The organism is Pseudomonas fjordensis, assembly GCF_976987115.1.
Genome location: NZ_OZ336860.1, coordinates 2,057,069 through 2,080,276, shown reverse-complemented (window position 1 = coordinate 2,080,276; position 23,208 = coordinate 2,057,069). Strand labels below are relative to the sequence as shown.

The 23,208-nt window shown below is 59.1% G+C and carries 26 protein-coding genes; 11 read left to right on the top strand and 15 right to left on the bottom strand.

Annotated elements, in window-relative coordinates; genetic code table 11:
- The first annotated feature begins 636 nt into the window (after positions 1–636).
- Complete coding sequence (locus tag ACWHXD_RS09615; protein ID WP_010176159.1) at positions 637–1,056, top strand: organic hydroperoxide resistance protein; 420 nt, start codon at positions 637–639, stop codon at positions 1,054–1,056.
- A 66-nt stretch (positions 1,057–1,122) separates the two neighbouring features.
- Here ACWHXD_RS09615 and ACWHXD_RS09610 read toward each other — a convergent pair whose 3' ends face one another.
- Together ACWHXD_RS09610 and earP are read right to left on the bottom strand one after the other, a co-directional pair.
- On the bottom strand, positions 1,123–1,695 hold the full coding sequence (locus ACWHXD_RS09610; protein ID WP_003172723.1) for an elongation factor P: 573 nt from the start codon (positions 1,693–1,695) through the stop codon (positions 1,123–1,125).
- 49 nt (positions 1,696–1,744) lie between these two features.
- Positions 1,745–2,878: an elongation factor P maturation arginine rhamnosyltransferase EarP gene (gene earP, locus ACWHXD_RS09605; protein WP_138762110.1), complete on the bottom strand. Its 1,134-nt coding sequence runs from the start codon at positions 2,876–2,878 to the stop codon at positions 1,745–1,747.
- A 132-nt stretch (positions 2,879–3,010) separates the two neighbouring features.
- Between earP and ACWHXD_RS09600 the strand changes: the two genes are divergently transcribed.
- Both ACWHXD_RS09600 and ACWHXD_RS09595 read left to right on the top strand, forming a co-directional pair.
- Entirely contained in the window at positions 3,011–3,382 is a 372-nt protein-coding gene (locus ACWHXD_RS09600) for a hypothetical protein (RefSeq protein ID WP_032892740.1), read from the top strand.
- A gap of 14 nt (positions 3,383–3,396) precedes the next feature.
- Positions 3,397–3,879, top strand: a complete 483-nt coding sequence (locus ACWHXD_RS09595) for a GreA/GreB family elongation factor (RefSeq protein WP_138762111.1) — start codon at positions 3,397–3,399, stop codon at positions 3,877–3,879.
- A 111-nt stretch (positions 3,880–3,990) separates the two neighbouring features.
- Here the strand turns inward: ACWHXD_RS09595 and cysB are convergent, their stop codons facing one another.
- The 4 genes from cysB to ACWHXD_RS09575 all read right to left on the bottom strand — a co-directional run bounded on the left by cysB (position 3,991) and on the right by ACWHXD_RS09575 (position 6,991).
- A complete protein-coding gene (gene cysB / locus ACWHXD_RS09590) occupies positions 3,991–4,965 on the bottom strand; it encodes an HTH-type transcriptional regulator CysB (RefSeq protein WP_003189876.1) in 975 nt (324 codons plus the stop codon).
- A 104-nt stretch (positions 4,966–5,069) separates the two neighbouring features.
- Positions 5,070–5,570 carry a universal stress protein gene (locus ACWHXD_RS09585; RefSeq protein ID WP_003189875.1) on the bottom strand — a complete coding sequence of 167 codons (501 nt, stop codon included), beginning with the start codon at positions 5,568–5,570 and terminating at the stop codon, positions 5,070–5,072.
- A gap of 75 nt (positions 5,571–5,645) precedes the next feature.
- Positions 5,646–6,608 (bottom strand): putative 2-dehydropantoate 2-reductase, encoded by a 963-nt coding sequence (locus tag ACWHXD_RS09580; protein WP_138762112.1) that lies wholly within the window; start codon positions 6,606–6,608, stop codon positions 5,646–5,648.
- The gene (locus tag ACWHXD_RS09575; RefSeq protein ID WP_138762113.1) at positions 6,605–6,991 is read right to left on the bottom strand and encodes a YbbN family protein; all 387 of its coding nucleotides are present in this window, start codon (positions 6,989–6,991) and stop codon (positions 6,605–6,607) included. The genes ACWHXD_RS09580 and ACWHXD_RS09575 overlap by 4 nt, the downstream gene beginning before the upstream one ends.
- On the opposite strand from ACWHXD_RS09575, the gene ACWHXD_RS09570 reads away from it, so the two are divergent.
- Together ACWHXD_RS09570 and ACWHXD_RS09565 are read left to right on the top strand one after the other, a co-directional pair.
- Positions 6,990–7,424: a PilZ domain-containing protein gene (locus ACWHXD_RS09570; RefSeq protein ID WP_138762114.1), complete on the top strand. Its 435-nt coding sequence runs from the start codon at positions 6,990–6,992 to the stop codon at positions 7,422–7,424. The genes ACWHXD_RS09575 and ACWHXD_RS09570 overlap by 2 nt on opposite strands.
- A gap of 130 nt (positions 7,425–7,554) precedes the next feature.
- Positions 7,555–8,631, top strand: a complete 1,077-nt coding sequence (locus tag ACWHXD_RS09565) for a 3-deoxy-7-phosphoheptulonate synthase (protein WP_003189871.1) — start codon at positions 7,555–7,557, stop codon at positions 8,629–8,631.
- Between the two features lie 69 nt (positions 8,632–8,700).
- On the opposite strand, the gene ACWHXD_RS09560 is transcribed toward ACWHXD_RS09565, so the two are convergent.
- Positions 8,701–8,982: a GNAT family N-acetyltransferase gene (locus ACWHXD_RS09560; protein WP_003189869.1), complete on the bottom strand. Its 282-nt coding sequence runs from the start codon at positions 8,980–8,982 to the stop codon at positions 8,701–8,703.
- A 612-nt stretch (positions 8,983–9,594) separates the two neighbouring features.
- On the opposite strand from ACWHXD_RS09560, the gene oprI reads away from it, so the two are divergent.
- Positions 9,595–9,846, top strand: a complete 252-nt coding sequence (oprI, locus tag ACWHXD_RS09555; protein ID WP_003172710.1) for an outer membrane lipoprotei OprI — start codon at positions 9,595–9,597, stop codon at positions 9,844–9,846.
- Between the two features lie 172 nt (positions 9,847–10,018).
- Here oprI and ACWHXD_RS09550 read toward each other — a convergent pair whose 3' ends face one another.
- The 3 genes from ACWHXD_RS09550 to ACWHXD_RS09540 all read right to left on the bottom strand — a co-directional run bounded on the left by ACWHXD_RS09550 (position 10,019) and on the right by ACWHXD_RS09540 (position 12,020).
- The gene (locus tag ACWHXD_RS09550) at positions 10,019–10,984 is read right to left on the bottom strand and encodes a L,D-transpeptidase family protein (RefSeq protein ID WP_003189867.1); all 966 of its coding nucleotides are present in this window, start codon (positions 10,982–10,984) and stop codon (positions 10,019–10,021) included.
- A 78-nt stretch (positions 10,985–11,062) separates the two neighbouring features.
- Positions 11,063–11,356 carry a hypothetical protein gene (locus tag ACWHXD_RS09545; protein WP_003189866.1) on the bottom strand — a complete coding sequence of 98 codons (294 nt, stop codon included), beginning with the start codon at positions 11,354–11,356 and terminating at the stop codon, positions 11,063–11,065.
- Between the two features lie 58 nt (positions 11,357–11,414).
- Positions 11,415–12,020: an arylesterase gene (locus ACWHXD_RS09540; RefSeq protein ID WP_032892748.1), complete on the bottom strand. Its 606-nt coding sequence runs from the start codon at positions 12,018–12,020 to the stop codon at positions 11,415–11,417.
- Between the two features lie 10 nt (positions 12,021–12,030).
- Between ACWHXD_RS09540 and ACWHXD_RS09535 the strand changes: the two genes are divergently transcribed.
- Positions 12,031–12,714, top strand: coding sequence for an ABC transporter ATP-binding protein (locus tag ACWHXD_RS09535; protein ID WP_003189864.1), 684 nt, complete (start codon positions 12,031–12,033; stop codon positions 12,712–12,714).
- On the top strand, positions 12,714–15,224 hold the full coding sequence (locus ACWHXD_RS09530; protein ID WP_032892749.1) for an ABC transporter permease: 2,511 nt from the start codon (positions 12,714–12,716) through the stop codon (positions 15,222–15,224). The genes ACWHXD_RS09535 and ACWHXD_RS09530 overlap by 1 nt, the downstream gene beginning before the upstream one ends.
- Positions 15,225–15,261: 37 nt before the next feature.
- Here ACWHXD_RS09530 and greB read toward each other — a convergent pair whose 3' ends face one another.
- Positions 15,262–15,741, bottom strand: a complete 480-nt coding sequence (greB, locus tag ACWHXD_RS09525; protein WP_032897540.1) for a transcription elongation factor GreB — start codon at positions 15,739–15,741, stop codon at positions 15,262–15,264.
- Positions 15,742–15,865: 124 nt separating this feature from the next.
- The gene (locus tag ACWHXD_RS09520) at positions 15,866–16,912 is read right to left on the bottom strand and encodes a hypothetical protein (protein ID WP_138762115.1); all 1,047 of its coding nucleotides are present in this window, start codon (positions 16,910–16,912) and stop codon (positions 15,866–15,868) included.
- A gap of 240 nt (positions 16,913–17,152) precedes the next feature.
- Here ACWHXD_RS09520 and ACWHXD_RS09515 point away from each other — a divergent pair, with 240 nt between their 5' ends.
- The 3 genes from ACWHXD_RS09515 to ACWHXD_RS09505 are packed head-to-tail and all read left to right on the top strand — an operon-like array spanning position 17,153 to position 20,555.
- The gene (locus ACWHXD_RS09515) at positions 17,153–18,079 is read left to right on the top strand and encodes an ABC transporter ATP-binding protein (protein WP_138762116.1); all 927 of its coding nucleotides are present in this window, start codon (positions 17,153–17,155) and stop codon (positions 18,077–18,079) included.
- Positions 18,076–18,801 (top strand): ABC transporter permease, encoded by a 726-nt coding sequence (locus ACWHXD_RS09510; protein ID WP_032892753.1) that lies wholly within the window; start codon positions 18,076–18,078, stop codon positions 18,799–18,801. Before ACWHXD_RS09515 ends, ACWHXD_RS09510 begins: the two co-directional genes overlap by 4 nt.
- Before the next feature lie 17 nt (positions 18,802–18,818).
- Positions 18,819–20,555 carry a Gldg family protein gene (locus ACWHXD_RS09505; RefSeq protein WP_138762117.1) on the top strand — a complete coding sequence of 579 codons (1,737 nt, stop codon included), beginning with the start codon at positions 18,819–18,821 and terminating at the stop codon, positions 20,553–20,555.
- 4 nt (positions 20,556–20,559) lie between these two features.
- On the opposite strand, the gene ACWHXD_RS09500 is transcribed toward ACWHXD_RS09505, so the two are convergent.
- The 3 genes from ACWHXD_RS09500 to ACWHXD_RS09490 form a co-directional block, all read right to left on the bottom strand.
- Positions 20,560–20,868, bottom strand: coding sequence for a hypothetical protein (locus ACWHXD_RS09500; protein ID WP_003189853.1), 309 nt, complete (start codon positions 20,866–20,868; stop codon positions 20,560–20,562).
- A 259-nt stretch (positions 20,869–21,127) separates the two neighbouring features.
- Positions 21,128–21,562 carry a DoxX family protein gene (locus ACWHXD_RS09495; protein ID WP_003189852.1) on the bottom strand — a complete coding sequence of 145 codons (435 nt, stop codon included), beginning with the start codon at positions 21,560–21,562 and terminating at the stop codon, positions 21,128–21,130.
- Between the two features lie 103 nt (positions 21,563–21,665).
- A complete protein-coding gene (locus tag ACWHXD_RS09490) occupies positions 21,666–23,087 on the bottom strand; it encodes an MltF family protein (RefSeq protein WP_098952293.1) in 1,422 nt (473 codons plus the stop codon).
- Positions 23,088–23,208 lie beyond the last annotated feature (121 nt).

Below are 23,208 nucleotides of genomic sequence, written 5' to 3'. Positions count from 1 at the left end.
CCCAACGATCCAACTGTGGGAGCGGGCTTGCTCGCGAAGGCGGCCTGGCAGTCAACACAGTTGGATTGTGTACATATCCATTGCTGCGGTAACGGCCACTTAGGGTTCCGCCTGACGGCGGGTCACTTTGGAAAAGAGCCCCAAAGTAACCAAAGGGCTCTTGCCCCACCACTCGGCACCTCGCCTAGGCTCGGTGTGCCCGTAATCCGCCAGTGATTTGGGGGGCCGCCGCCACGCGCCATCCATGGCGCGGGGCGGCTAAACCGGCATCCCTGCCGGTTTACCCCCCAAATCCCTGTCGAATTCCGGCCAGCGTGGTTTGACGGGGCGCCTGAGATCAAAAGCAGATCAAGAGCGGCTCGCTTCGCATCGTGGTTAGCGTTGGCTGCTACAGCCTGCAAAGTTGTGTAGATACCTAGGCTGCGATGGCGGCGAATCAGTCAGTTTTTTCAGGGCTGACACACCGCAATCGCAGGCAAGCCAGCTCCCACTTTTTTGCTCTGCGGCGCCCTCAAATTTTTCAATCATCCAAAAATCTGAAAATTTAACTTGCGCGCTAAACATTAGCGCTATACATTCATCTCACCAACTACTTAGCGCACAAATGTTTAGCGCTAACAAACAGAGGAACGCCCCATGCAAACGCTCTACACCGCAGTAGCCACCGCCACTGGCGGCCGTGATGGTCGCGCTGTTTCCAGCGACAATATCCTCGACGTCAAGCTGTCGACTCCAAAGGAGTTGGGCGGGGCCGGTGGCCAGGCCACTAACCCCGAGCAATTGTTTGCTGCCGGCTACTCTGCTTGCTTTATCGGCGCACTGAAATTTGTTGCCAGCCAGACCAAACGCAAGATCCCGGATGACGCGTCGATCACTGCCCACGTGGGCATCGGCCAGATCCCTGGCGGCTTCGGCCTGGATATCGACCTGCATATCAGCCTGCCGGGCCTGGCCCAGGATGATGCGCAAAGCCTGGTCGACGCTGCACACCAAGTCTGCCCTTACTCCAACGCCACCCGTGGCAACGTGGATGTGCGCTTGCATGTAACGGTCTGATAAACAGATGCCCATGAAAAAGCCCGACTCAAGGTCGGGCTTTTTTTCGTATCGCCGGGGCCAGAATTACTTCTTGGCGCGACCTTTGTACGAACCACCTTCACGGGTATCGATCTCGATCAGGTCGTCGATTTCGATGAAATCGGCCACTTGCAGTTCGGTACCGTTGCTCAGCTTGGCAGGCTTCATCACCTTGCCGGAAGTGTCGCCGCGAGCGGAGCCTTCGGTGTAAGCAACCTTACGCACGATGGTGGTCGGCAGCTCTACGGAAACCAGGCGCTCTTCGAAGAAGATCGCTTCGCAGACGTCTTCCATGCCTTCTTCAATGAACGGCAGAACGGCTTCGATATCTTCAGCGTTCAGCTCGTACATGGTGTAGTCGGTGGTGTCCATGAACGTGTAGGTGTCGCCGCTGATGAAGGACAGGGTCGCTTCTTTGCGGTCGAGGATCACGTCGTCCAGTTTGTCATCGGCGCTGTAGACGATCTCGGTCTTGTAACCGGTCAGCAGGTTCTTCAGCTTGGTCTTCATGATTGCGCTGTTACGACCAGACTTGGTGAACTCAGCTTTCTGAACCAGCCAAGGGTCGTTTTCGAGACGGATCACTGTACCGGGTTTCAGTTCTTTACCAGTTTTCATTGCGTATATCCGAAATTTGGATGGGATTGACAAAAATCAAGGTGGCGTATCATATCCAACTTTCATAAAACTGTACCAGCGCCGTCGCAAGATCGGCCTGCAAGCCTTGTTCCAGACACCAGTTCTGCGCGTGCTGGCTGACCTCGGGCCAATGTTCCAGCAGCATTTTCCAGGACTGTGCCATATCGCCATCAGCGTTCCAGGCTTGCCAGAGCGTGACGACGGCTGCCTTGGCGGCTGGCGAAAGTGCGGCGGTGTACAGTTCCAGGAAGGCGTCGAGCTTGTCCAGGTGGATGTCTTCGTCCTGGCGATAGATATGCCACAGCAGTGGCCTCCCCGCCCACTGGGCACGCACGAATGAGTCTTCGCCACGCACGGCATTGAATTCACAACACCACAACAACTGGTCATATTGCTCCTGGCGCACGAATGCAATGACCTGCACGGTCAGCGCGCCGCGCACCTGGATGTCGCCTGCGGACAAGCTGTTCACGCCTAGCCAGCGTTGCACATCCCCCAGAATGCGCCCTTCCGGCACCAGCAAGTGCGTCCCACGCCCATCAGCCGCCAATACGTCGAGCCAGCCGGCCAAGCCGTCATTCTCATAGGCAAACAGCGACATCAAACGCGCGCCGACCGTCGGAGCAACGCCCAGGCTTTGCAGGAACTGTTGCTGCGCGACGTCATCCTGCTGAAATGCCTGGCGGCGCTCCAACAAGCCAGCTTCACGCAGCAGGCCGCCGGTGCCAGGGCGAAAACCGGGGAAGAAAAAGTATTTCTGCACGCCTTTGTACTTCACCGAAGGCAAGCGATGGCAGCCCACCACCCAGTCTTCGGCGCTGAGGTAATCGAGGTTCATCCACAATGGCGCACGCTCACGCTCGGCCATGCGGTCCATGTATTCAGGCGGTAGCTGGCAGGCGAACGCGGCAATCACCACATCGGCCGGGTGTGCGCCCGGCCATTCGGCTGGCCAGTGACGCACTTGCACGCCCTCTTGCCATTGCTGGCCCACCTGCACATCAATGTCCGGGCACATGCGTTCGAAGGCGCGCAGGTCGTCGACCCACAAGCGCACATCACAGCCATGCTCCACCACCAACTGCCGGGCCAGGCGCCAGGTCACGCCGATGTCGCCGTAGTTGTCGACGACACTGCAAAAAATATCCCAGCGGGCTTTCATTCCGGGCTCCATCGATCAAAGGTCTGATTGTCCGCATAAATGGGTGGATGCAGAAGGCTTGATCGCGATTATTCTGCAAGGAGGCTGTGCGACAATCACCGCCATGCCGTCAATGCCTGCCAGGAGGCCCTTATGTCTGACCGTCCGTTGTCGTTGTTCAAGCTCTGCATCGCGATTGCCGCAGGCGTATGGCTGGGGTTTATCGCCATTGCGCTGACCACCTGGCTGGCGTCTCGCTACCTGTTCCCCCAAAGCTTGGCACCGGTGGCCCAGGCGGTTCAGCAATTGGGCAAACCGGCCACGGTCGATGAGTCACAACCACCGAACCGCCTGTTCGAACAGTACCAACAGAACCTGCAAAAACAGGCACAACAACAGGCCTTGGACCAGGCCCGAAGCAACGCGCGTAACCTGTCCAACCCCAAATGCCAGTTCTGGCTGCAACAAGACCAGAACGCCCCCAATGAAAAGACGCGGGCCAATGTCCTGCAATTCTGCGATTGATGCCAAATACCGCCATGAATAAACACGCCGTGCTCCAGTTGATCCTGGAAAAACTCACCATCGACCTCGACATCGTCCAACGCGCCGCGCAGACCGCCTACGAAACCGCGACCCACGAAGAAAACATCGCCGAGAACAAATACGACACCCTCGGCCTGGAGGCTTCTTACTTGGCCACCGGGCAGGCCCGGCGAGTGGAGGAGATCAAGCAATCGCTGGTGCTGTGCCAGCAACTGCAGCTACGTGCGTACGATGATCAACGCGGGATAGAGATCGGCACGCTGGTGGGCCTGGAAGATGAGGACGGTCGCCAGCAGTGGCTGTTCCTGGCGCCGGATGCGGCGGGTTTGAAAGTAGACGTGGTCGGGCAACCGGTGACGGTCATCACGCCGCGCTCGCCGTTGGGCAAAGGCCTGTTGGGCAAACGCATTGATGAAGAAGTGGAGATTTTGGTGGCCGGCGCTCGGCAGTACTTTACGGTGACCGAGGCCAGATAACCTACACCCCCTGTAGGAGCGAGCTCGCTCGCGAAGAAACGCAAGGGCGCCGCATACAACCTGGCACCCCGCGATCTTCGCGAGCAAGCTCGCTCCTACAGGGTAATCGTGTCAGTGGACGGGCAATTCGACGCCGTCGAACAGCTCTTCCAGCTCTTGCTTGTTGTGGCACTGGATCGCCTTGGCCATCACTTCGCGGGTCAGGTGCGGCGCGAACTTCTCGATGAAGTCGCACATGAAGCCGCGCAGGAAAGTACCGCGGCGGAAACCGATCTTGGTCACGCTGGACTCGAACAATTCACTGGCATCCAGCACCACCAGGTCTTTGTCCAGGTTGGTGTCGACCGCCATCTTAGCAACGATCCCGACGCCCAGGCCGAGGCGCACATAGGTTTTGATCACGTCGGCATCGGCAGCGGTGAACACCACCTTGGGCGTGAGGCCGCGATGGCTGAAGGCTTCGTCGAGCTTGGAACGGCCGGTAAAGCCGAACACATAGGTCACGATCGGGTATTCAGCCAAGGCTTCCAGGGTCAGCTTAGGCAGCTTGGCCAACGGGTGCCCCTGAGGCACAACCACGCAGCGGTTCCAACGATAGCAGGGCATCATCACCAGGTCGCCGAACAGTTCCAGGGCTTCGGTGGCGATGGCAAAATCGACGGTGCCGTCAGCGGCCATCTCGGCAATCTGCATCGGCGAACCCTGGTGCATGTGCAGGGCCACATCCGGGTATTGCTTGATGAAATCGCGGATCACCGGCGGCAATGCATAGCGCGCCTGGGTGTGAGTGGTGGCGATCGACAAGGTGCCTTTCTTCTCGTTGGAGAATTCCTGGGCGATCTGCTTGATGCTTTCGACTTTACGCAGGATCTCGCCGGCGGTGGTGATGATGCGCTCGCCAGCTGGAGTGACGCGGGTCAGGTGTTTGCCACTGCGTGCGAAGACTTCGACGCCCAACTCGTCTTCGAGCAGGCGGATCTGCTTGCTGATACCAGGCTGCGAGGTGTAGAGGCTTTGAGCGGTAGCGGAAACGTTGAGGTCGTGGTGCGCCACTTCCCAGATGTAGCGCAGTTGTTGAAGCTTCATATCAATCCCTCAAAGCAGATAGACGCCACGGGTATCAGCGACGGTATATAACTATATTAAAGGTTTTGCGGATAAATCTAGAACTTTTTTATCGTTTTTACCGATCAACTGTCGTCACTGCGCCGACGCTGCAACGACGGCACCAGGTAAACCGGCACCGGGGACAACTGCAACACCCGTGCGGCGGTACGTCCAAGGGGGACGGCCACGCCGGTTGCCTGGCTATGACTGCCTACGACCAGCAAGTCGACGGACAGTTTTCGCAATTGGTCGAGAATCACCTCGCAAGGGTCCCCCTGGATCACCTTGACCGAGCGAATCCATTGCAGGTCCTGCTCCCCTTCCCCCCACTCCTCGCGAAAGCTGTCCAGCACGCGTTGTTCAATCGTCGCCATCACCGTGCTCAGCCCCTTGCTCTGCCATTCGCTCAAGGCGGCCTCATCAAGGTAGCTCTGCAGTACCGATTCGGCGAACAAGCCGATGGGCTCGACCACGTGGATCACATACAGGTCAGCCTTGAACGTTCGCGCCAGCGCCAGTGCATGTTGCATCACGTAGGGCGCATACAGACCGAGGTCCGTGGCAAACAGCATCGAACGAATCATAGAACCTCCTGGACTGCCAGGATGGCGGGGATTGAATGAGCTTAGCAGCTAGCGCTCGGTCTGGACTCACCCCAATCAGCGGTTGTGCCGATCAATAAAACTCAAGGCCTGGTAAAGCGCCTGCATGCGTGGCAGTTCGCAACCGGCCGCTTTGGCAGCGGCCAAGGGACGGGCGTAGATGGCCGCCAGTTCCAACGGCCGCTTGTGCAGGTGGTCGTGGTACATGCTGGGCAGGTAGTCGTCCATGGTTTCGGTCATGGCGAACATCTGCCCGGCGTAGCTGGCAGCAATTTCATGCCCGCACGCATGCGCGCCCTGCACCACCTCGGCCATCAGCGCCTGGATCAACTCGCGGCTGGACTCATCGGCCATCATGGCCGTGGTGCCTGTGCCCAGCAACACCGAGAGGCCGTTGAACGGCACGTTCCAGACCAGCTTGTGCCAACGCGCCAGATGCACATTGGCCATGGCCTGGGACTCGATGCCGGCTTGATGAAACAGCCCGGCGCCGGCTTCGACAATCGCCTGTTGCTGCACCTCATCGTTGGCCGCCGTGCCACTGTGATAGCCCAGGTTGACCCGGCCCAACGCCTGATGCTCGACCACACCGGGGGCCGAGCGGTGCACACCGATGTAGCACAGGCCGCCCAACAGATGCAGCGACGGCGGCAGGTGTTCACGCAGGCTGTCTTCCACATCGAGGCCGTTTTGCAGGAGCAGCACTTTGGCGTCCGGCGCAGCCACCTGGGCGATGGTCGGCGCCAGGTCCACATTGCCGGTGGACTTGGTGCCCACCAATAGCCAGTCGCACGGCGGCATGTCGGCGGCGCTGGCATAGGCCTGCACCGGATGCAGGTGCAGTTGCCCATGCACCGTACTGTTGACGTGCAGGCCATGCTTGCTCACCGCGGCGTATTCGCTGCGCAACAGGAAATGCACGTCGAAGCCGGCACGCGCCAGCATCAGTCCGTAGTAACCACCAATGGCACCGGTGCCGATAATGCCAATGCGTGGCGACGGGGCTGCAACTGCTGTCATGGCAAATCCTCTGGTGTTCGGGTGAGCGCCTGGTTTACGCATTCGGCGAGGTCGGACGCTGTAAGACGTGTCTGTAATTGCCCAAGGAATTGACCCTCGCACACCAGGAACAACGCCGGCAAATGAAAGATCTGGTAGCGTTGCACCGCACCGCCATTGTGCCCGGCATCCACCCAGCACACGCGGTCCACCGGCAATTGCCAGCCGGGCAATTGCTGGCGTGCCCAGCGGCAACTGGCACAACCGACATTGGTGAACACTACCAGCGAAATACCTGGCAATCCCAGCAATTGCTGGTCAATATCCAGGTCGGTCAATTCCAGTTCCTTCACTATACTGCTGCCATTGCCGTCAACTGGACGGCGCTCGGAGTCCGTGTACATGGGTCGTTTTTTACCTCACCCTGATGATGTCGCTGTCGAGTTGATCCAACGTCCCACTCCCGCCCTGCCCCGCCAACGCCTGCACACTATCGGCCGTGGCGGCATCGCCTGCAATTGGCCGCGTGCCTGGCGCGCCGGCACGGCGGTTGACCTGCATATCCCTTCCCTGGGGCCCAGCGCCCGTTATCCGGGCTATGTCGCCTGGTGCCGCAAAGCCGAACAGGGCTATCGCATCGGTATCTGCTTTACCGATGAACACGCCTTGTTCGGTGCGCGGATGGGCGAGCAAGTGTGCCAGATCGAGCGTTACTGCCGCCTGCACGAAGATGCCGAGCCAACGCCTGCGCAACTGGAAGCCATGGCCCGTGATTGGGTGTCGCGCCATGCCGGCGAGTTCTCCCATGAGGCGGTTGTGCAGCCAGCGCTGGATTAAACCGGGCTTTGCCCATTGTCGCGGGCCCGTGTTACGCGCTAAGGTTCCTCCCCCCTGCATTCAAATCATGCTGTGCCCGCCGCACGGGGATAGCTGGCGGCCGGCACCCGTGACCCTGGCGAGTAACACGATGGCTGATTTACCGATCAATGACCTTAACGTTGAATCCAACGAGACCCTGATCACCCCCGATCAGCTCAAGCGCGAAATCCCCCTGAGCGACGCTGCCTTGCAGACCGTCACCAAGGGCCGCGAAGTCATCCGTGACATTCTCGACGGCACCGACCACCGCCTCTTCGTGGTGATCGGGCCCTGCTCTATCCACGACCTCAAGGCGGCCCACGAATATGCCGAGCGCCTCAAGGTGCTGGCGGCTGAAGTGTCCGACACCTTGTACCTGGTCATGCGCGTGTATTTCGAGAAGCCGCGTACCACCGTCGGCTGGAAAGGCTTGATCAACGACCCGTACCTGGACGACTCCTTCAAGATCCAGGATGGCTTGCACATCGGTCGCAAGCTGCTGCTGGACCTGGCTGAAATGGGCCTGCCCACTGCCACCGAAGCCCTCGACCCGATCTCCCCGCAATACCTGCAGGACCTGATCAGCTGGTCGGCCATCGGCGCACGCACCACCGAATCCCAGACCCACCGCGAAATGGCGTCCGGCCTGTCCTCGGCCGTAGGCTTCAAGAACGGCACCGACGGCGGCCTGACCGTGGCGATCAATGCGCTGCAATCGGTCTCCAGCCCTCACCGTTTCCTGGGCATCAACCAGGAAGGCGGCGTGTCCATCGTGACCACCAAGGGCAACGCCTACGGCCACGTGGTGCTGCGTGGCGGCAATGGCAAGCCCAACTATGATTCGGTCAGCGTCGCCCTGTGCGAACAGGCGCTGAACAAGGCCAAGATCAAGCCAAACATCATGGTCGACTGCAGCCACGCCAACTCCAACAAAGACCCGGCCTTGCAGCCGTTGGTGATGGAGAACGTTGCCAACCAGATCCTGGAAGGTAACCAGTCGATCATCGGCTTGATGGTAGAGAGCCATCTGAACTGGGGTTGCCAGGCGATTCCAAAAGACCTGGCCGACTTGCAGTACGGCGTGTCGATCACTGATGCCTGTATCGACTGGTCCGCCACCGAAACCACCCTGCGTAGCATGCATGCCAAACTCAAGGACGTGTTGCCCCAGCGCAAACGCACCTGAGCCTGTACCTGTTTCGCGCACACAAAAACGCCGGGCTAAGCCCGGCGTTTTTTATTGGCAACTGGTCAGTTACAGCTTCGCGGCATGGCGCTGGTGGCGCTCCATGTAGCGTTCGACATAGGAGCACGACGGGATCACCGTGTAGCCAGCCTCTTCGGCAAACTTCAAGGCCTCCTCGGTCAACGCCGCCGCAATGCCTCGCCCCCGCAGTGCGTTGGGCACGAAGGTGCGATAGATATCCAGGGTCTGCTTCCCGAGATCCATGTAGGTCAGGTAGGCACGATGACCGTCCACATTGGTCTCGAACTGATGACCAGCCTGGTCATGGTGGATGGACAACGCCTCGCTCATCACTACTCCTCGCGGGTCTGAATTAACGACCCTACCTTACCGATGTTTTTCCGGCGAAGGAACATCTACGCCACCCCGTGCCGGTTTCGACAGCGAGAAAACCGTGAGCGCTCACAACCAGCACATAGGGAATAGTAGGCACCAATCCTGAAATTGCTCAAGGCGCACTCGTCATTCCCCGCCGCTGGTGGATATAGAAAGGGCCTCGATCAACCGGTGACCGATAGCCTGAACATTGCCGGCAGTTGAACCTTGAGACGAACTGGCGCTCTTAAAGTCACCTCTAGATGCGCAAAAGATGCCAGCCGCAGTAAAGCCAAACGCAACCAAAGTGCCCCGCTTCGTTATATAAAATTTCATCTGTTTACAAGGCTTAACACATGCGGGCCGGCCCTTTCAGCCTGGATCCAATGTTCGTCGAGGCGCAAAAAATTGGACGGTTTTCATACAAACCGTCAAAAGATTAGCCAAAATAGATTCGGCACAAGAAATTTTTTTGCTTCTTGCGCAACGTCAGTTTACTTACTACAAGTAATGGGTAGTATGTACGCCGGCTATTAGCTCACTCTGAGAAAGTAGCCATTAAATTGAAAGTCCTTGAAGGGGAACACGATGAACAACGTTCTGAAATTCTCTGCTCTGGCTCTGGCCGCAGTTCTGGCTACCGGTTGCAGCAGCGTCTCCAAAGAAACCGAAGCTCGTCTGACTGCAACTGAAGACGCAGCAGCTCGCTCCCAGGCCCGTGCAGACGAAGCCTACCGTAAAGCTGATGAAGCTCTGGCTGCTGCTCAAAAAGCACAACAGACTGCTGACGAAGCTAACGAGCGCGCTCTGCGCATGCTTGAAAAAGCAAGCCGCAAGTAATAATCCTTCGGGGTTGTTATCAAGCCGATCCATTTATGGGTCGGCTTTTTTTTGCCTTTGATTTGGCACGCGCCACCTGTAGGAGCGAGCTTGCTCGCGAAGGTGGTCAACGATGACGCGGGCGTGCTGATTTACAGCGGCGCCCTCGGGTTTTTCGCGAGCAAGCTCGCTCCTACAGCAGGTCGGCCGGCGTGCTTGAGGCCACCGGAGCCGCGCCTGGCACACCAATTTCGGTCGGCAAGCCATCCTCGGCGGCGACCACATCACGTACCTGGTCCCAGTTGACCCGCAGGTTATTGGACAGGTCTTCGCGCTTGAGCAACGCATTGATAACTGCGGTGTGCTTGTCGACCACCGATGGCGTACCGTCATCGTTCAACGGCGTGTGGGCTTCAAGATAGACCTTGCCACCGCTGCTGCCGAACTTGTACGCGTCGTTGATGATGCGCACTGACGTACCCACCGGCACCATGCCCGCCATTTCCAACACGTTGTTATTGAACATGCGGAAGCAACCGTGGCTGGTTCGTGTGCCAATACCAAACTTCATGTTGGAGCCGTGGATCAGGTAACCCGGCGTGCCCAGGGTGAACTTGAACGGCCCCAGTGGGTTATCGGGGCCGGCAGGCACCACGTTGGGCAACGGATCACCGTTGGCGGCGTGCTCGGCCTTGATCGAGGCCGGTGGCGTCCAGGTCGGATTCGGCGTCTTGGCGATGATACTGGTATGGGCGATCGGCGAACCCCAGCCTTCTCGGCCAATACCCAAGGGGAAGGTGTAGACGACGTTTTGGCCTTTTGGATAGTAGTAGAGCCGGTATTCCGCCAGGTTGATCACAATGCCTTCCCGCGGCCCGGGCGGCAGGATAAAGCGTGTGGGCAGCACAATCTCGGTGCCCGCGCCCGGCAACCAGGCATCGACACCCGGGTTGGCCGCGACCATTTCCGAATAGCCCAGGTCGTAGGTAGTACCCAGATCGGCAAAGGTGTCTTCGTACTTGGCCTTGATCACTTGGACCTGGCCGACAATGTCCTCACCGGGCGGTGGCAAGGGCAACTGCAAGGCCGCCGCCGAACCCGCCGCACAAAGCGCAGCAAGAGACAGGCAGCAGGTAACGACGGAAAGGCGCGACAACATCCGAAAAATCCTTCGCAAGACGACGGGTAGGGAAAAATTGATTGTATACGGCTTCGCAGCGCCAAGCTTCAAGCGGTTTTACAGCTCGAAGCGCAGCTCCGGCCAGATCGGCGGCGTGCCGCGCTTTTGCGATTCGAGAATCGCCCGGCACAAAGGGCAAAGTCGCTGGTCTTGGAAAATCGAGCGGTTGACCGATGACCAGCGTGGCTGTGCCGGCAATAAAGTGCCGCAGAGCGTGCGATCAATGGAGCCGCCCAGTTCCAATTGACGCGCCACCAAATGCACCCGCACTTCCTGGCAGGCGAACAGGTCCAGCTGCTCGTCCGGCTCGATCAGTTGGTAGTTAAACAGGGACCAGGCAGGGCGCGACATCGAGGGCTCCAAATCGGGGGGGCGCCACCTTAGCCGAAAGCCTGCCGGTAGAAAAGCGTCATAACAGCGGTTTTAGCGTTGGCCAGACATTTTCCAGCAACTTGTCCTGAGCGGCGACTGCCGGGTGCAGCCCGTCAGCCTGCATCAACTCCGGATGGCCGCCGACGCCCTCGAGGAAAAACGGCACCAACGGCACCTCTTTTTCCTGTGCGACATCACCGAACACCTTGGCAAAGGCTTCGACATAGCGCTTGCCGTAATTGGGCGGAATCTGCATCCCCAGCAACAGCACCTTGGCACCACCGGCCTTGGACTGGTCAATCATCGACGCAAGATTTTGTTTCAATTGCGCAGGCGGCTGGCCGCGCAAGCCATCGTTGCCACCCAACTCGATCACCACCACATCCGGTTTGTGCGTTGCAAGCGCCGCGGGCAGCCGCGCGAGGCCTCCTGCACTGGTGTCGCCGCTGATGGAAGCATTGACCACTTTATCGTCAAAACCCTCCTGCTTGAGCCGTTGCTCCAGCAACGCGACCCACCCCTTGCGGGTATCCAGGCCGAAACCGGCACTGATACTATCGCCAACGATCAGGACTGTACCCGCCGCTGCGTTCTGGGCCATGCACATCAAGGCCAGGCCAGCACTCAAAAACCACACTCGCATCGGATTCTCCATGGGCGCAAGCATTCTCACCGCGCGAAACCTTAGCAAAGTGGTTCCCAGCGCGGAAGGTGAACTGACTATCCTGCACGAACTGAGCCTGGAACTGAACAAGGGCGATAGCCTGGCTATCGTCGGCAGCTCCGGTTCCGGCAAATCCACCCTACTGGGCCTGCTGGCCGGCCTCGACTTGCCCAGCAGCGGCGAAGTCACCCTGGCCGGGCAAGCCCTGAGCACCCTCGACGAAGACCAGCGCGCACGCATCCGTGCCGAACATGTGGGCTTCGTATTCCAATCCTTCCAATTGCTCGACAGCTTGAATGCACTGGAAAACGTGATGCTGCCGCTGGAGCTGGACGGCCGCCAGGACGCCCGCGAGCGGGCCAAACACCTGCTGGAGCGCGTAGGCCTGGGCCAGCGCCTGACCCACTCGCCCCGCCAGCTGTCCGGTGGCGAACAACAGCGGGTGGCGATCGCCCGCGCGTTTGCCGCCGAACCGGACGTGCTGTTCGCCGACGAGCCCACCGGCAACCTCGACAGCCATACTGGCGAGCGCATCAGCGACCTGCTGTTCGAGTTGAATAAAGAGAGCGGCACGACCCTGGTACTGGTCACCCATGACGAGCGCCTGGCCCATCGTTGCCGACGCCTGATCCGCCTTGAAGCCGGCCTGATGGTCGCGCCCCTGGAGCCTTGATGGCACGTTTGCCGCTGTTGCGTCTGTTCAGCCTTGCCATGCGTCAGTTACTGCGCGATGCCCGCGCCGGTGAATTGCGCGTGTTGTTCTTTGCCCTGCTGGTGGCCGTGGCCGCCAGCACCGCCATCGGCTACTTTGGTGCGCGCCTCAACGGCGCCATGCTGCTGCGTGCCACCGAGTTCCTCGGCGCCGACCTGGTGCTCGAAGGCAGCTCGCCGGCCCGTCCCGAGCAAATCAAATCAGGGACCGAACTGGGCCTGGATCACGCTCGCATCGTGGAGTTCTCCAGCGTTATCGCCACCGACAACGGCATCCAGCTTTCCAGCATCAAGGCGGTCAACGAGCAGTACCCGTTGCGTGGCGAGCTTAAAAGCAGCACCGAGCCCTTCGGCGCTGAAGTTCCGGGCGGTGGCCCAAAACCCGGCGAAGCCTGGGTGGAAGCACGATTGCTGACGGCGCTGGACCTGAAAGTCGGCGACAGCATTGATGTCGGCATGAAGACCCTGCGTTTGGCGCGCATCCTGACCTATGAGCCGGACCGCGCCGGCAACTTCTACAGCCTCACGCCCAGGGTCATGATCAACCTGGCGGACCTGGACGCCACCGGTGTCGTGCAGCCAGGCAGCCGGGTGAGCTACCGCGAACTATGGCGTGCGCCGCAAGGCAGCACTGCGCTGCAAACCTATCGCGACCTGGTCAAACCGGGCCTGGCCGCCAACCAGCGCCTGCAGGACTCCCGCGATGGCAACCAGCAGATCGGCGGCGCGCTAGGCAAGGCCGAACGCTACCTGAACATGGCCAGCCTGGTGGCCGTGCTGCTAGCTGGCGTGGCCGTGGCGCTGTCGGCCAACCGCTTCGCCAGCCGACGTTTCGATGCCAGCGCGTTGTTGCGCTGCCTGGGCCTGTCGCGCCGTGAAGCGATGTTGTTGTTCAGCCTGCAACTGAGTGTGCTGGGCTTGCTGGCGAGCCTGGCCGGCGCCCTGCTCGGCTGGCTGGCGCAGTTTGGCCTGTTCTATTTCCTGCACGACCTGCTGCCCGCCGACGTACCGCCGGGCGGGCTGCTGCCGGCCGTCGCCGGGATCGGTACCGGGCTGGTCGCCCTCGCCGGCTTCGCCCTGCCGCCACTGGCCGCACTGGGCCGGGTACCGCCGCTGCGGGTGTTGCGCCGCGATTTGCTGCCTATTCCTTCAAGCACCTGGATGGTCTACGGCGCGGCACTGTTTGCCTTGGGCCTGATCATGTGGCGCCTGAGCCTGGATTTGGTACTGACCTTCGCGTTACTCGGCGGCGGTGTAGTCGCTGCGCTGCTCCTGGGTGGCTTGCTGTTGCTGTTGTTGCAAAGCCTGCGACGGTTATTGGCTCGCGCCTCCCTGCCCTGGCGCCTGGGCCTGGGCCAGTTGTTGCGTCACCCGTTGGCGGCGGCAGGCCAATCCCTGGCCTTTGGCTTGATCCTGCTGTCGATGGGGTTGATCGCGCTGTTGCGGGGCGAATTGCTCGACACCTGGCAAAACCAGTTGCCCAAAGATGCGCCCAACTACTTCGCCTTGAATATCCTGCCGGCCGACAAGGATGCCTTTGGCGCCCGCCTGCTGGACGTCCAGGCGCAAGCGGCGCCGCTTTACCCGGTGGTGCCAGGGCGCTTGATCAGCATCAATGGCGAACCGGTGCAGGAAATTGTCAGCAAGGACTCCAGCGGCGACCGTGCCACTCAACGCGACCTGAGCCTGACCTGGGCAGCCGACTTGCCGGCGGGTAACGTCCTGACAGCAGGTACCTGGTGGTCGGCGCAACCCACTGATGGGGTTCCTGGCGTGTCGGTGGAAGCCAAAGTGGCCGAGAGCCTGAAGCTCAAGCTCAACGACCATCTGGTGTTCACCATCGGCGGTGAAAACCGTGAGGCGCGGGTTACCAGCCTGCGCACCATCAACTGGGATAACTTCCAGCCCAACTTCTTCATGATTTTCCAACCGGGCACCTTGAAGGATCTGCCCGCGACCTACCTCACCAGCTTCTATCTGGCTCCCGGCCATGACCAACAGATCGTCGACCTGTCACGGGCCTTCCCGGCGGTCACTATCCTGCAGGTCGAGGCCCTGCTGGAGCAGTTGCGCAGCATCCTTGCCCAAGTGACCTTGGCCGTCGAATACGTGCTGTTGTTTGTACTCGCGGCGGGCATGGCGGTGTTGTTCTCTGGCCTGCAGGCCACCCTGGATGAACGAATCCGCCAGGGTGCATTGCTGCGCGCCCTGGGTGCCGAGCGTAAGTTGCTGGTCAAGGCCCGACGCATTGAGTTCGGCCTGCTGGGCGCCGTCAGCGGCTTGTTGGCGGCACTGGGCACCGAACTGGTGACCTGGGTGCTGTACCGCTATGCCTTTGACCTGGCGTGGCATCCCCACCCGTGGTTGTTACTGCTGCCCGTGATCGGTGCTTTGTTGATTGGCGCTGCCGGAGTGTTCGGCACGCGCCGTGCGCTGAATGCCAGCCCGCTGACCGTATTGCGCGAAGGCTGAAACCCGGATGGCACGTACCCAGCCAAGGTACGTGCCATCAGGCGGGCTTCACATATTCGATCTTGGTGATCCACCAGCACACCTCTCCGCCGGGGGTCTGTACGATTGCCTCGTCATCCACCTCCTTGCGCAGCAGGGCCCGTGCCATGGGTGAGTCGATGGAGATGTAATCCATACGGTCGTAGATCTCGTCATAACCCACGATGCGAAAACGCTTGGTCTCGCCCTGTTCGTTTTCGATTTCGACCCATGCGCCGAAAAATACCTTTCCCTCCTGCTCGGGCATGTACTCCACCACCCGCATGTCTTCCAGGCGTTTGCGCAGGTAACGCACGCGCCGGTCTATCTCGCGCAACAGCTTCTTGTTGTACTGGTAATCGGCGTTTTCACTGCGATCTCCCAGGGAGGCCGCCCAGGTCACTTTGCGCGTGGTATCCGGACGCTTTTCACGCCACAGGTAATCCAGCTCTTTTTTCAGCGCTTCATGACCTTCTTTGGTAATCAGCTTGGTACTCAAACGCTTGCATCCCCAGGCAATGTCCAATGGTGCCGTTATGCCAGGGCATCATGCCCAGGCAGCGGCTGGCTGGGACTGATGATAAATGAACCCTGGAAAGTATCCAGGCCGGCGCCCCATTACCTCACCCATGCCCCTCCAGCACTTGATCCAACTCAAGCAACGTACCCTGCATACGCTGGCGCATACCCGACAACTGCAACATCATCATCGCCAGCTTTTCGGCCTTCTGGCTGACCTCCAAGCCCTGCTCCTGCAAATAGGCATGGCGCTGTTCAAGTTCACGGCCCTTCTCTTCCAGCTGGCTCTGCTGCTGTTGCAATCGCGACTGCCACTGTTCCAGCATTTGTTCCTTCTCCAGTACTGCGCATTTTTTTTGCGTCAGTTCCTGGGCGACCTTGGCCAGGTTGCTCAGTGCGCTGTCCATTTCGAGCAAAGAGGTATGGTCCATCTGAGCAGGCGGGTCCAAGGGTTCGGGCTCCGGCTCGGGTGGGTCCAACCGCAGGTTGTTTGGCTCAAAGTGACTGTCATCTTGTTCAACCGGAACAGGCGACGCACTGCTCTCAACCTGCTCCTGCGGTATCGCGACCAGCGACCGCGCCGGTTCCTCAGCGGTGTCTTCATCCATAGGCTGCGGCGCCGTCGTGGCTGAGCGCGGATTTCGCGGCGGCGCAACCATTTGCGACGAGAAGCGAATGGACGGCACGATCACTGCACTGCTTTCGATCGCAGGCAACGCCGGGGCTGACATGCCCAGGGTGATGACCTTCATGACCAGGGCCTTCTTGATGATCACCGAGTGGTGATCCTCTGGCCTGGCCGGCGGTAACCGGCAGCCTTTCAAATCAATGAAATGAAAGGGAACCTGGGGTTCGGCAATGGGCGTCGTCTTCGAGCCGGCTGCGGCTGCCATCGTCAAGATCTGTTTGAAGACTTGCATGGCTAATTGCAGGTCCTCTTTGGAATCAACGCCTCCCAGAAAATACCGTTCAATCTTTTTACGTAATGCGGCGATATAAACCCTGGAGTGGCCGGGCTCCGCCTCCTCATCCAGGCTGTACACCAGAAAGTTGGACGCCGTTTGCGTAACAGCAAACCCGCACAACAAGGCGCCGTTAACCGGCGTCCCTTCATCGTTGCGCTCAAGAACAAGAGTACGTAGAAGCATCATGGCAATCAGGCCTCATTACAAAAAAGAAAACTTTATATAAACATCCGATAAACATCCGGGCATTAATAAGTATTCAAAACAAAACAATTGTTTCAGCGAATTATCGGAGTGAACGTAGGATTCTTCTTATTAAGCATACTTCGCGTTCCCAAGCCTTCATATTGAACGTACCCTTTTTAAAGCACTTTCCCCTACAGCCGGCCCCTCTCACACGCCCTGCAAAACTTATTCGGTAAAATCATGATCGAGATAAGCAACCTGACAAAACAGCTGGGCAAAACACGCGTAATCAGCAACGTGTCCTTCTGTGCCCAGCGCCAGGAGTGTGTGGGCCTGCTGGGAGAGAGCGGTGCAGGCAAAACCACACTATTGAGCTTGATCGCCGGGGCGATCAAGCCGACGGCCGGGCATATCACTATTCAAGGTTTCAATACCCATACCCATTCAACTCAAGCCAAAAAAGTCATTGGCTATCAACTTCAAGGCGGCCTCGACCATCACACGATGTCCGTCAAACACATGCTCAATTTCATTGCTGCCATTCGCGGTTTGAGCGGGCTGGAAAAACGCAGCCAAGTGGCGCAGGTCGTCGCACGCCTGGAACTGCTGCCCGTGCTCGACTGCGCCATCAGCGCACTTTCCCTTGGTGTGAAGCGCAGAGTGGCAATGGCCCAGGCGCTCCTGCATTCACCAAGCCTGCTACTGCTGGATGAACCCACAGAAGGGCTCTGTCCTGATCAACGGCTCAAGTTCCGGGCACTCATTGAGTCCCTGAGCGATGAAATGACCATCATCATCGCCTCCCGCCATTACCAGGAGCTGGCGGACATCTGCACCCGTGCCTTGGTTATGGCCGGTGGCCGGCTGGTGGCCGATGCCTCGCTGCCCGACTTACAGCGCAGCTCCCGGCACTTCCAGGCCGTCACCCTCGCAGCAGACACCCCGCTGGACTTGCTCGCGCTGGCCGTATTGCCCGGCGTCGCCGGCATCGAAGAAGACCGACATGCACCCGGCAAGGTGACGGTCCTGGCCATGCCTGGGCATTCCGTATTTCCCGCAATCAACGCGCTTATCACCCATCGCGGCTGGAACATCACGTCAATGAATCTGGAGCCGGGTCGCCTGAACGATGTCGTTCACCATCTGAGCCAAGAGGTAACACCTTGAGACTGCTACCTGTCATTTTCAAACGACAACTCGCCAGCTACGCCTGCGCGCCCAGCACCTATCTGAGCGTGGCAATTTTTCTCGCGCTATGCGCCGTGCTGGGACTGCATTCCAACCAATGGATGGAGCGCAACAGCAGCGATCTGCAGGCCTTTTTCGAGCTGCATCCCTGGCTCTATCTCCTGCTGGTCCCCCTGTTATCGACGCAGTTGTGGTCGGATGAATCCAACGCCAGCTTTTACGACACCCTGAATGCCTTGCCTGTCACCTCAGTGGAACGAGTGATCGGAAAATTTATCGCAGCATGGACTGTCTGTGGCATTGCGCTGATGCTTAACTTCCCCTTGGTAATTGCCGTCAATTATCTGGGCACGCCTGACAATACCGTTATCGCTTCGCAGTTCCTGGCCAGTTGGTTGCTGGCGGGAAGTTATCTTTCCGTGGGTTGCTTCATCTGTGTACTTGCGAACCAACGCCTGCTGATTTTCTTTTTCACCCTCGGCTTGTTGCTGACCGCCAGTGGGCTTTCGTCAGTACTGGATGCACTTGAACAACAAGCACCGATATGGGTTATCGACAGTTTGATGTCCCTGGATCCCATCGCCCGCTTCAGCGCGATGGATAACGGCAGACTCACACTGCATGACAGCCTGTACTTTATAAGCATGATCGTTGCTTTTCTGTTTGCAACCACCCTCACACTCAACTACAAAAGCAGTTGAGAAAAGGAAGACCACTGATGGGATCCGCTTTTCGTGCGGGTATGACACTTCTCGTCATATCACTGCTGTTTCTGGCACTCAATCTAGTCTGGGTACCCAAACTACCTACTGTCCAATGGGACTTTTCCCAAGAAAAAATCCATACGTTATCGCCAGCAACGCGGCAACTACTTGCCTCACTTGAAAGCCCACTGGATCTGTATTACTTCAACGCCCTCAATGCGCCGCAAAAAAGCCAGGCATTAGAACGTTATGGCCGGCGCGTCGAAGACGTGCTCAAAGCGTTCGAAAAAGCGGCAAACGGCATGATCAACTTACATATCATCAACCCCGCTCCCTTTTCTGAAGACGCCTACAAAGCCAGCTTGTTCGGGCTTGATGACACGCAAGGATTTCTTGGTCTTATCGGCACCCGCGCTGGCCAGGGCGCCCAACGCATCGAAGCGTTCCGCCCTGAGCACGAGTCATTACTAGAATATGAGATCAGCCACCTGATCTATAAGTTGGGGCACCCTGAGCGTGCCACTGTCGGCCTGCTGTCGGGCCTGTCGCTGGATAAACCAGCCAGCGAGCTGCTGGCGTTGATGCGCGAGCAATTCAATGTGGTGGAACTGGCGTCGAACATTGCTCAGGTACCGCCATCCATCGCGACATTGATGGTCATACAGCCGCACGCCTTACCTGAGCGGGCCTTATATGCCATTGAGCAATCGGTATTGAAAGGCACCCCGTTGATGATGTTCATCGACCCTGTGAGCGAGATAGGCACTGACGCCGTGTCAGCGAACGCGAGAATGGAGGGGCTGCTGAACGCGTGGGGCATCCAGATGCCGGAGGACAAGCTGTTGATCGACAATCTTTATGCCTCATCAGCCACGCCCGGTCCGGGAATGCCCCGGGTACTGCACCCGGCCCGGCTACACCTGCCACGACAGGCCATGGCCACGACGGATATCAGCACCTGGGGACTGGACAGCGTCATCGTCTCAAGCAGCGGCGCGCTTTCGCTAGCGCCCAAGAGCCGCTCACTGCTGACCCCACTTCTACTGAGCTCAGGGCAGTCGGCCCTGTTGGACGCAAAACGCTTTGCCTCAGCGACCACATTCGACTCGCTCATCGATGAAACGGCAACTTCAGGGCAGCGCCACGTAATCGCAGCGCGCATTGAGGGGCCCGCTTACTCAGCGTTTCCCGACGGTTACAAGGGCCAGCCGCCCGGGCTGCAAAAAGCAGAACTGATTCAGGTGGTAGTCGTGGCCGACACTGACCTGCTAGCGGACACTCTCAGCCAGGCACGACCCAACGGCAACGCGCAGTTGGTATTGAACACATTGGATAACCTGGCGGCGCCCGACGCACTCAAACGCATTCGACCCCGTGTCATGCACCAACCGTTGCACAGGCTGGATCAGATGCGGGACCAAGCCGCACAGGCGTATCGGAAAAATTCGGTTGAGCTGGAGCGACGACTTGAGCAGACGGAGCAAGCGTGGCGAAGGTTGAACCCACTGCACACACGGCTTATTACCCAAGCGGTGGATACCAGTACCCAGTTGCAGGCACTCAACAAGGAGCGCCTGCAGTTGCCCATCGAGTTGCAAGCACTCAAGGCGCAGGCCTATGCCCCGGTGCAGCGTTTCGAGCGACAGCTCAAAGGGCTGATAATCGTGCCTCTTCCGCTGCTGTTGTGCTTGATTGCCTGGTTACTTTTCCTACACCAGCGCCGGCGTCGTACCCCCGCGATCTTTCACTAATCGCTCACCGACGGGCAATCAGCCCTTGCCGGGCAATGCGCGTCAGCTGATGGATCACCTCATGGGCATTGCTGGCACTCGGCGCCTGAATCACGGCCAGGTCGAAACTGTCGCTGGCAAAACGGGCCAGAGAGTCACCGTCTTCAACAAACTGGATCAGGAACGCCGAGGGCCGACCGGAACGACGTGGCCAGCCGTCCAGATAGCGCAGCAGTGTCGGCTGGTGCTTGCCGCCCAACAGGATTTTCGGATTGCGTTGCGTCAGGTCCGCGGTGATCGGGGCCAGGCGTATGAGGGGGCGTAATGCATTCATCGTGTCGTGTCTCTGCCTCAAAAGTCTGCGGGCAGGTGAGAGGCAACACCGAACCAGCGCTTTAGCGGTATTTCGAGGAACGCCCTGCGTGAGCAAGCGTGCTTCTGTCGGGCTGCATTGAGACCCAGTGGCGCCCCGCAATTAGCTGTTTAAATCGGCGCATGAGCAGCATCCTAGAGAAGCCGGTGGGGCAGTGTCAAGAATCCCGGGCAACGAAAAGGCCCGCATCAGCGGGCCTTTTGTGCAGCGGGCAAAACGATCAGTGAGTGATCGCGCGGTCGACAGACAATTTGCCCGCACCTTCCAGCAACACCGCCAGCGCGCCGCCGAGCAACGCCAGTGCGAACTCATAACCGTTGTTGGCCATGAACAGCCCGTTGTGGATGTGTACAGAGAAAATCGCCACCAGCGTCAGGAAGGTCAGGCCCAATGCAGCAGGGCGAACCAGCAAACCGATGATCAGGGCCAGGCCAGCGAAGAACTCGGTACCGCCCGACAGCAGCGCCATCAGCGTACCCGGCGCCAGGCCGATGCTTTCCATCCATTGTGCGGTGCCCGCCAGGCCACCACCGCCAAACCAGCCGAAGAGTTTTTGCGAGCCGTGGGCAGCGAAGATGATGCCGACGAAGATGCGCAGAATAGTCAGGCCATAACCGGCGCGAGTGGACAGTACACGGGTAATCATTGGGCTCATGGGGTAAATCCTTTTCCAGGTAGGGGTTGGTTGGCCGCTATATTAATCAGTTTAAGCAATGATAAAAGCCGAAATATTGCCTAATTAATATCTAACAATTCGATTATTTGCGCGAGGCAATTTTAGCAGCTACCGGCTCAAGGGACTCCCGCTCCCGATCGAACGCCAAATAATACTTGTTGACGCTATTAACATAGCTGACGCCGCCCATCCCTACCTGCTCCATGGCAATGCGTTCAACCTGGAAAAACCACTGATTGGGGTTAAGCCCGCGGCGCTTGGCCTCGGTGCGCATGCCTTGCACTCGCTCCGGCCCCATGTTGTACGCTGCCAGCATAAAGGCCATGCGCTCGCGCTCATTGAGCTTGGGGCTGGCGAAAAACTTGCGACGGATCATCGCCAGGTAACGTGCCCCCGCTTGCACGTTATTGTCGAGCGTCTCGATATTGTTGACCCCCACCCGCTGGGCCGCCGACGGCGTGATCTGCATCAGGCCGGTGGGGCCGCCGCTGTTGCGCGCACCTGGGTCCAGGGAAGACTCCTTGAACGCCAACGCCGCCAGGTTCAGCCAGTCCATACCTTGCTCACGTGCATGTTTTTGCAAAACCGGGCGCAGTTTTTCCAGGCGCTGGCGGTCAGCCCGCGCCAATGGGTTACGGACCTGGTAGAGGCGTCGATAGATACGCTGGAAAGCCACATCCTGGTCGGAAGGCGTGTGATAGGTCTTGAGAAACCGATCAATGCTGGCGCGCAGCATCGACGCGTCCTGGCGCACAAACCAGAACTCGTCGCCCGGTTCGCTGATCACTACCTGTTTGTCAAAGCGCAACTTGGGCAGGATTTTCGCCCAGCGTTGGGCAATCGGCTTTTCCACAATCGTCAGGTGAAAAATCCCGGCCTGCACCATCTCCAGGACATCTTCCACCGCCAGGCTGGGGTCAACCCATTCCACTTTCACCGGTGGGCGTTTGTGCAGGGCCAGTTTTTGATTGACCTGACTGATGGCATCCGCCGCCGCACTACCCGTGGTCAGCGTCACCGTGCGACCCGACAGTTGCTCCAGCTTGGTAAACCGCCGTTCGCCCTTGACGCCCACCAGCCACAACGGCACATCGCTGACAATCGGGTCGCTGGCGCTGACCTTGCGCACGCCCTTCACGTCCAGCAACTCACCGGGCGCCACCAGGTCGCCTTCACCGCGGGCCAGCGCGCCGAGTAACTGGTCCTTCGCCTTGGGGATGATCTTGAGGTTGATGGCCTGCCCATCACGGGCATGGCCGTTGAGGTACTGCTCGAAGGCGCGCAACCGGTGGTATTCGACACCGATGGCCTGGCCCTGCACTTCACCGGAACTGTTGCGGCTCTGGTTGACCAAGACGCGCAGGGTGCGGCTGGAGCGAATTTGCGCGAGGTCGCGGACCTTGCCGGGTTTGGCCACCTGCAGCGGCCCATCCAGACGTGCGACCGCCGCCATGGGCAGCCATAACGTCAGACACAACATAAGCAACGCCGAGGGTCGGATCATCCGCTCTCCGGAAAGAAAACTGGCCAGCGCCTGCGCGAATAACGCAGTGCTGGTGGTCAGAAACAGAGCGCTTTATGCGCTGGCAAGGCGTGCAACGGCGCCACAGTGGCAGGCAATCGGC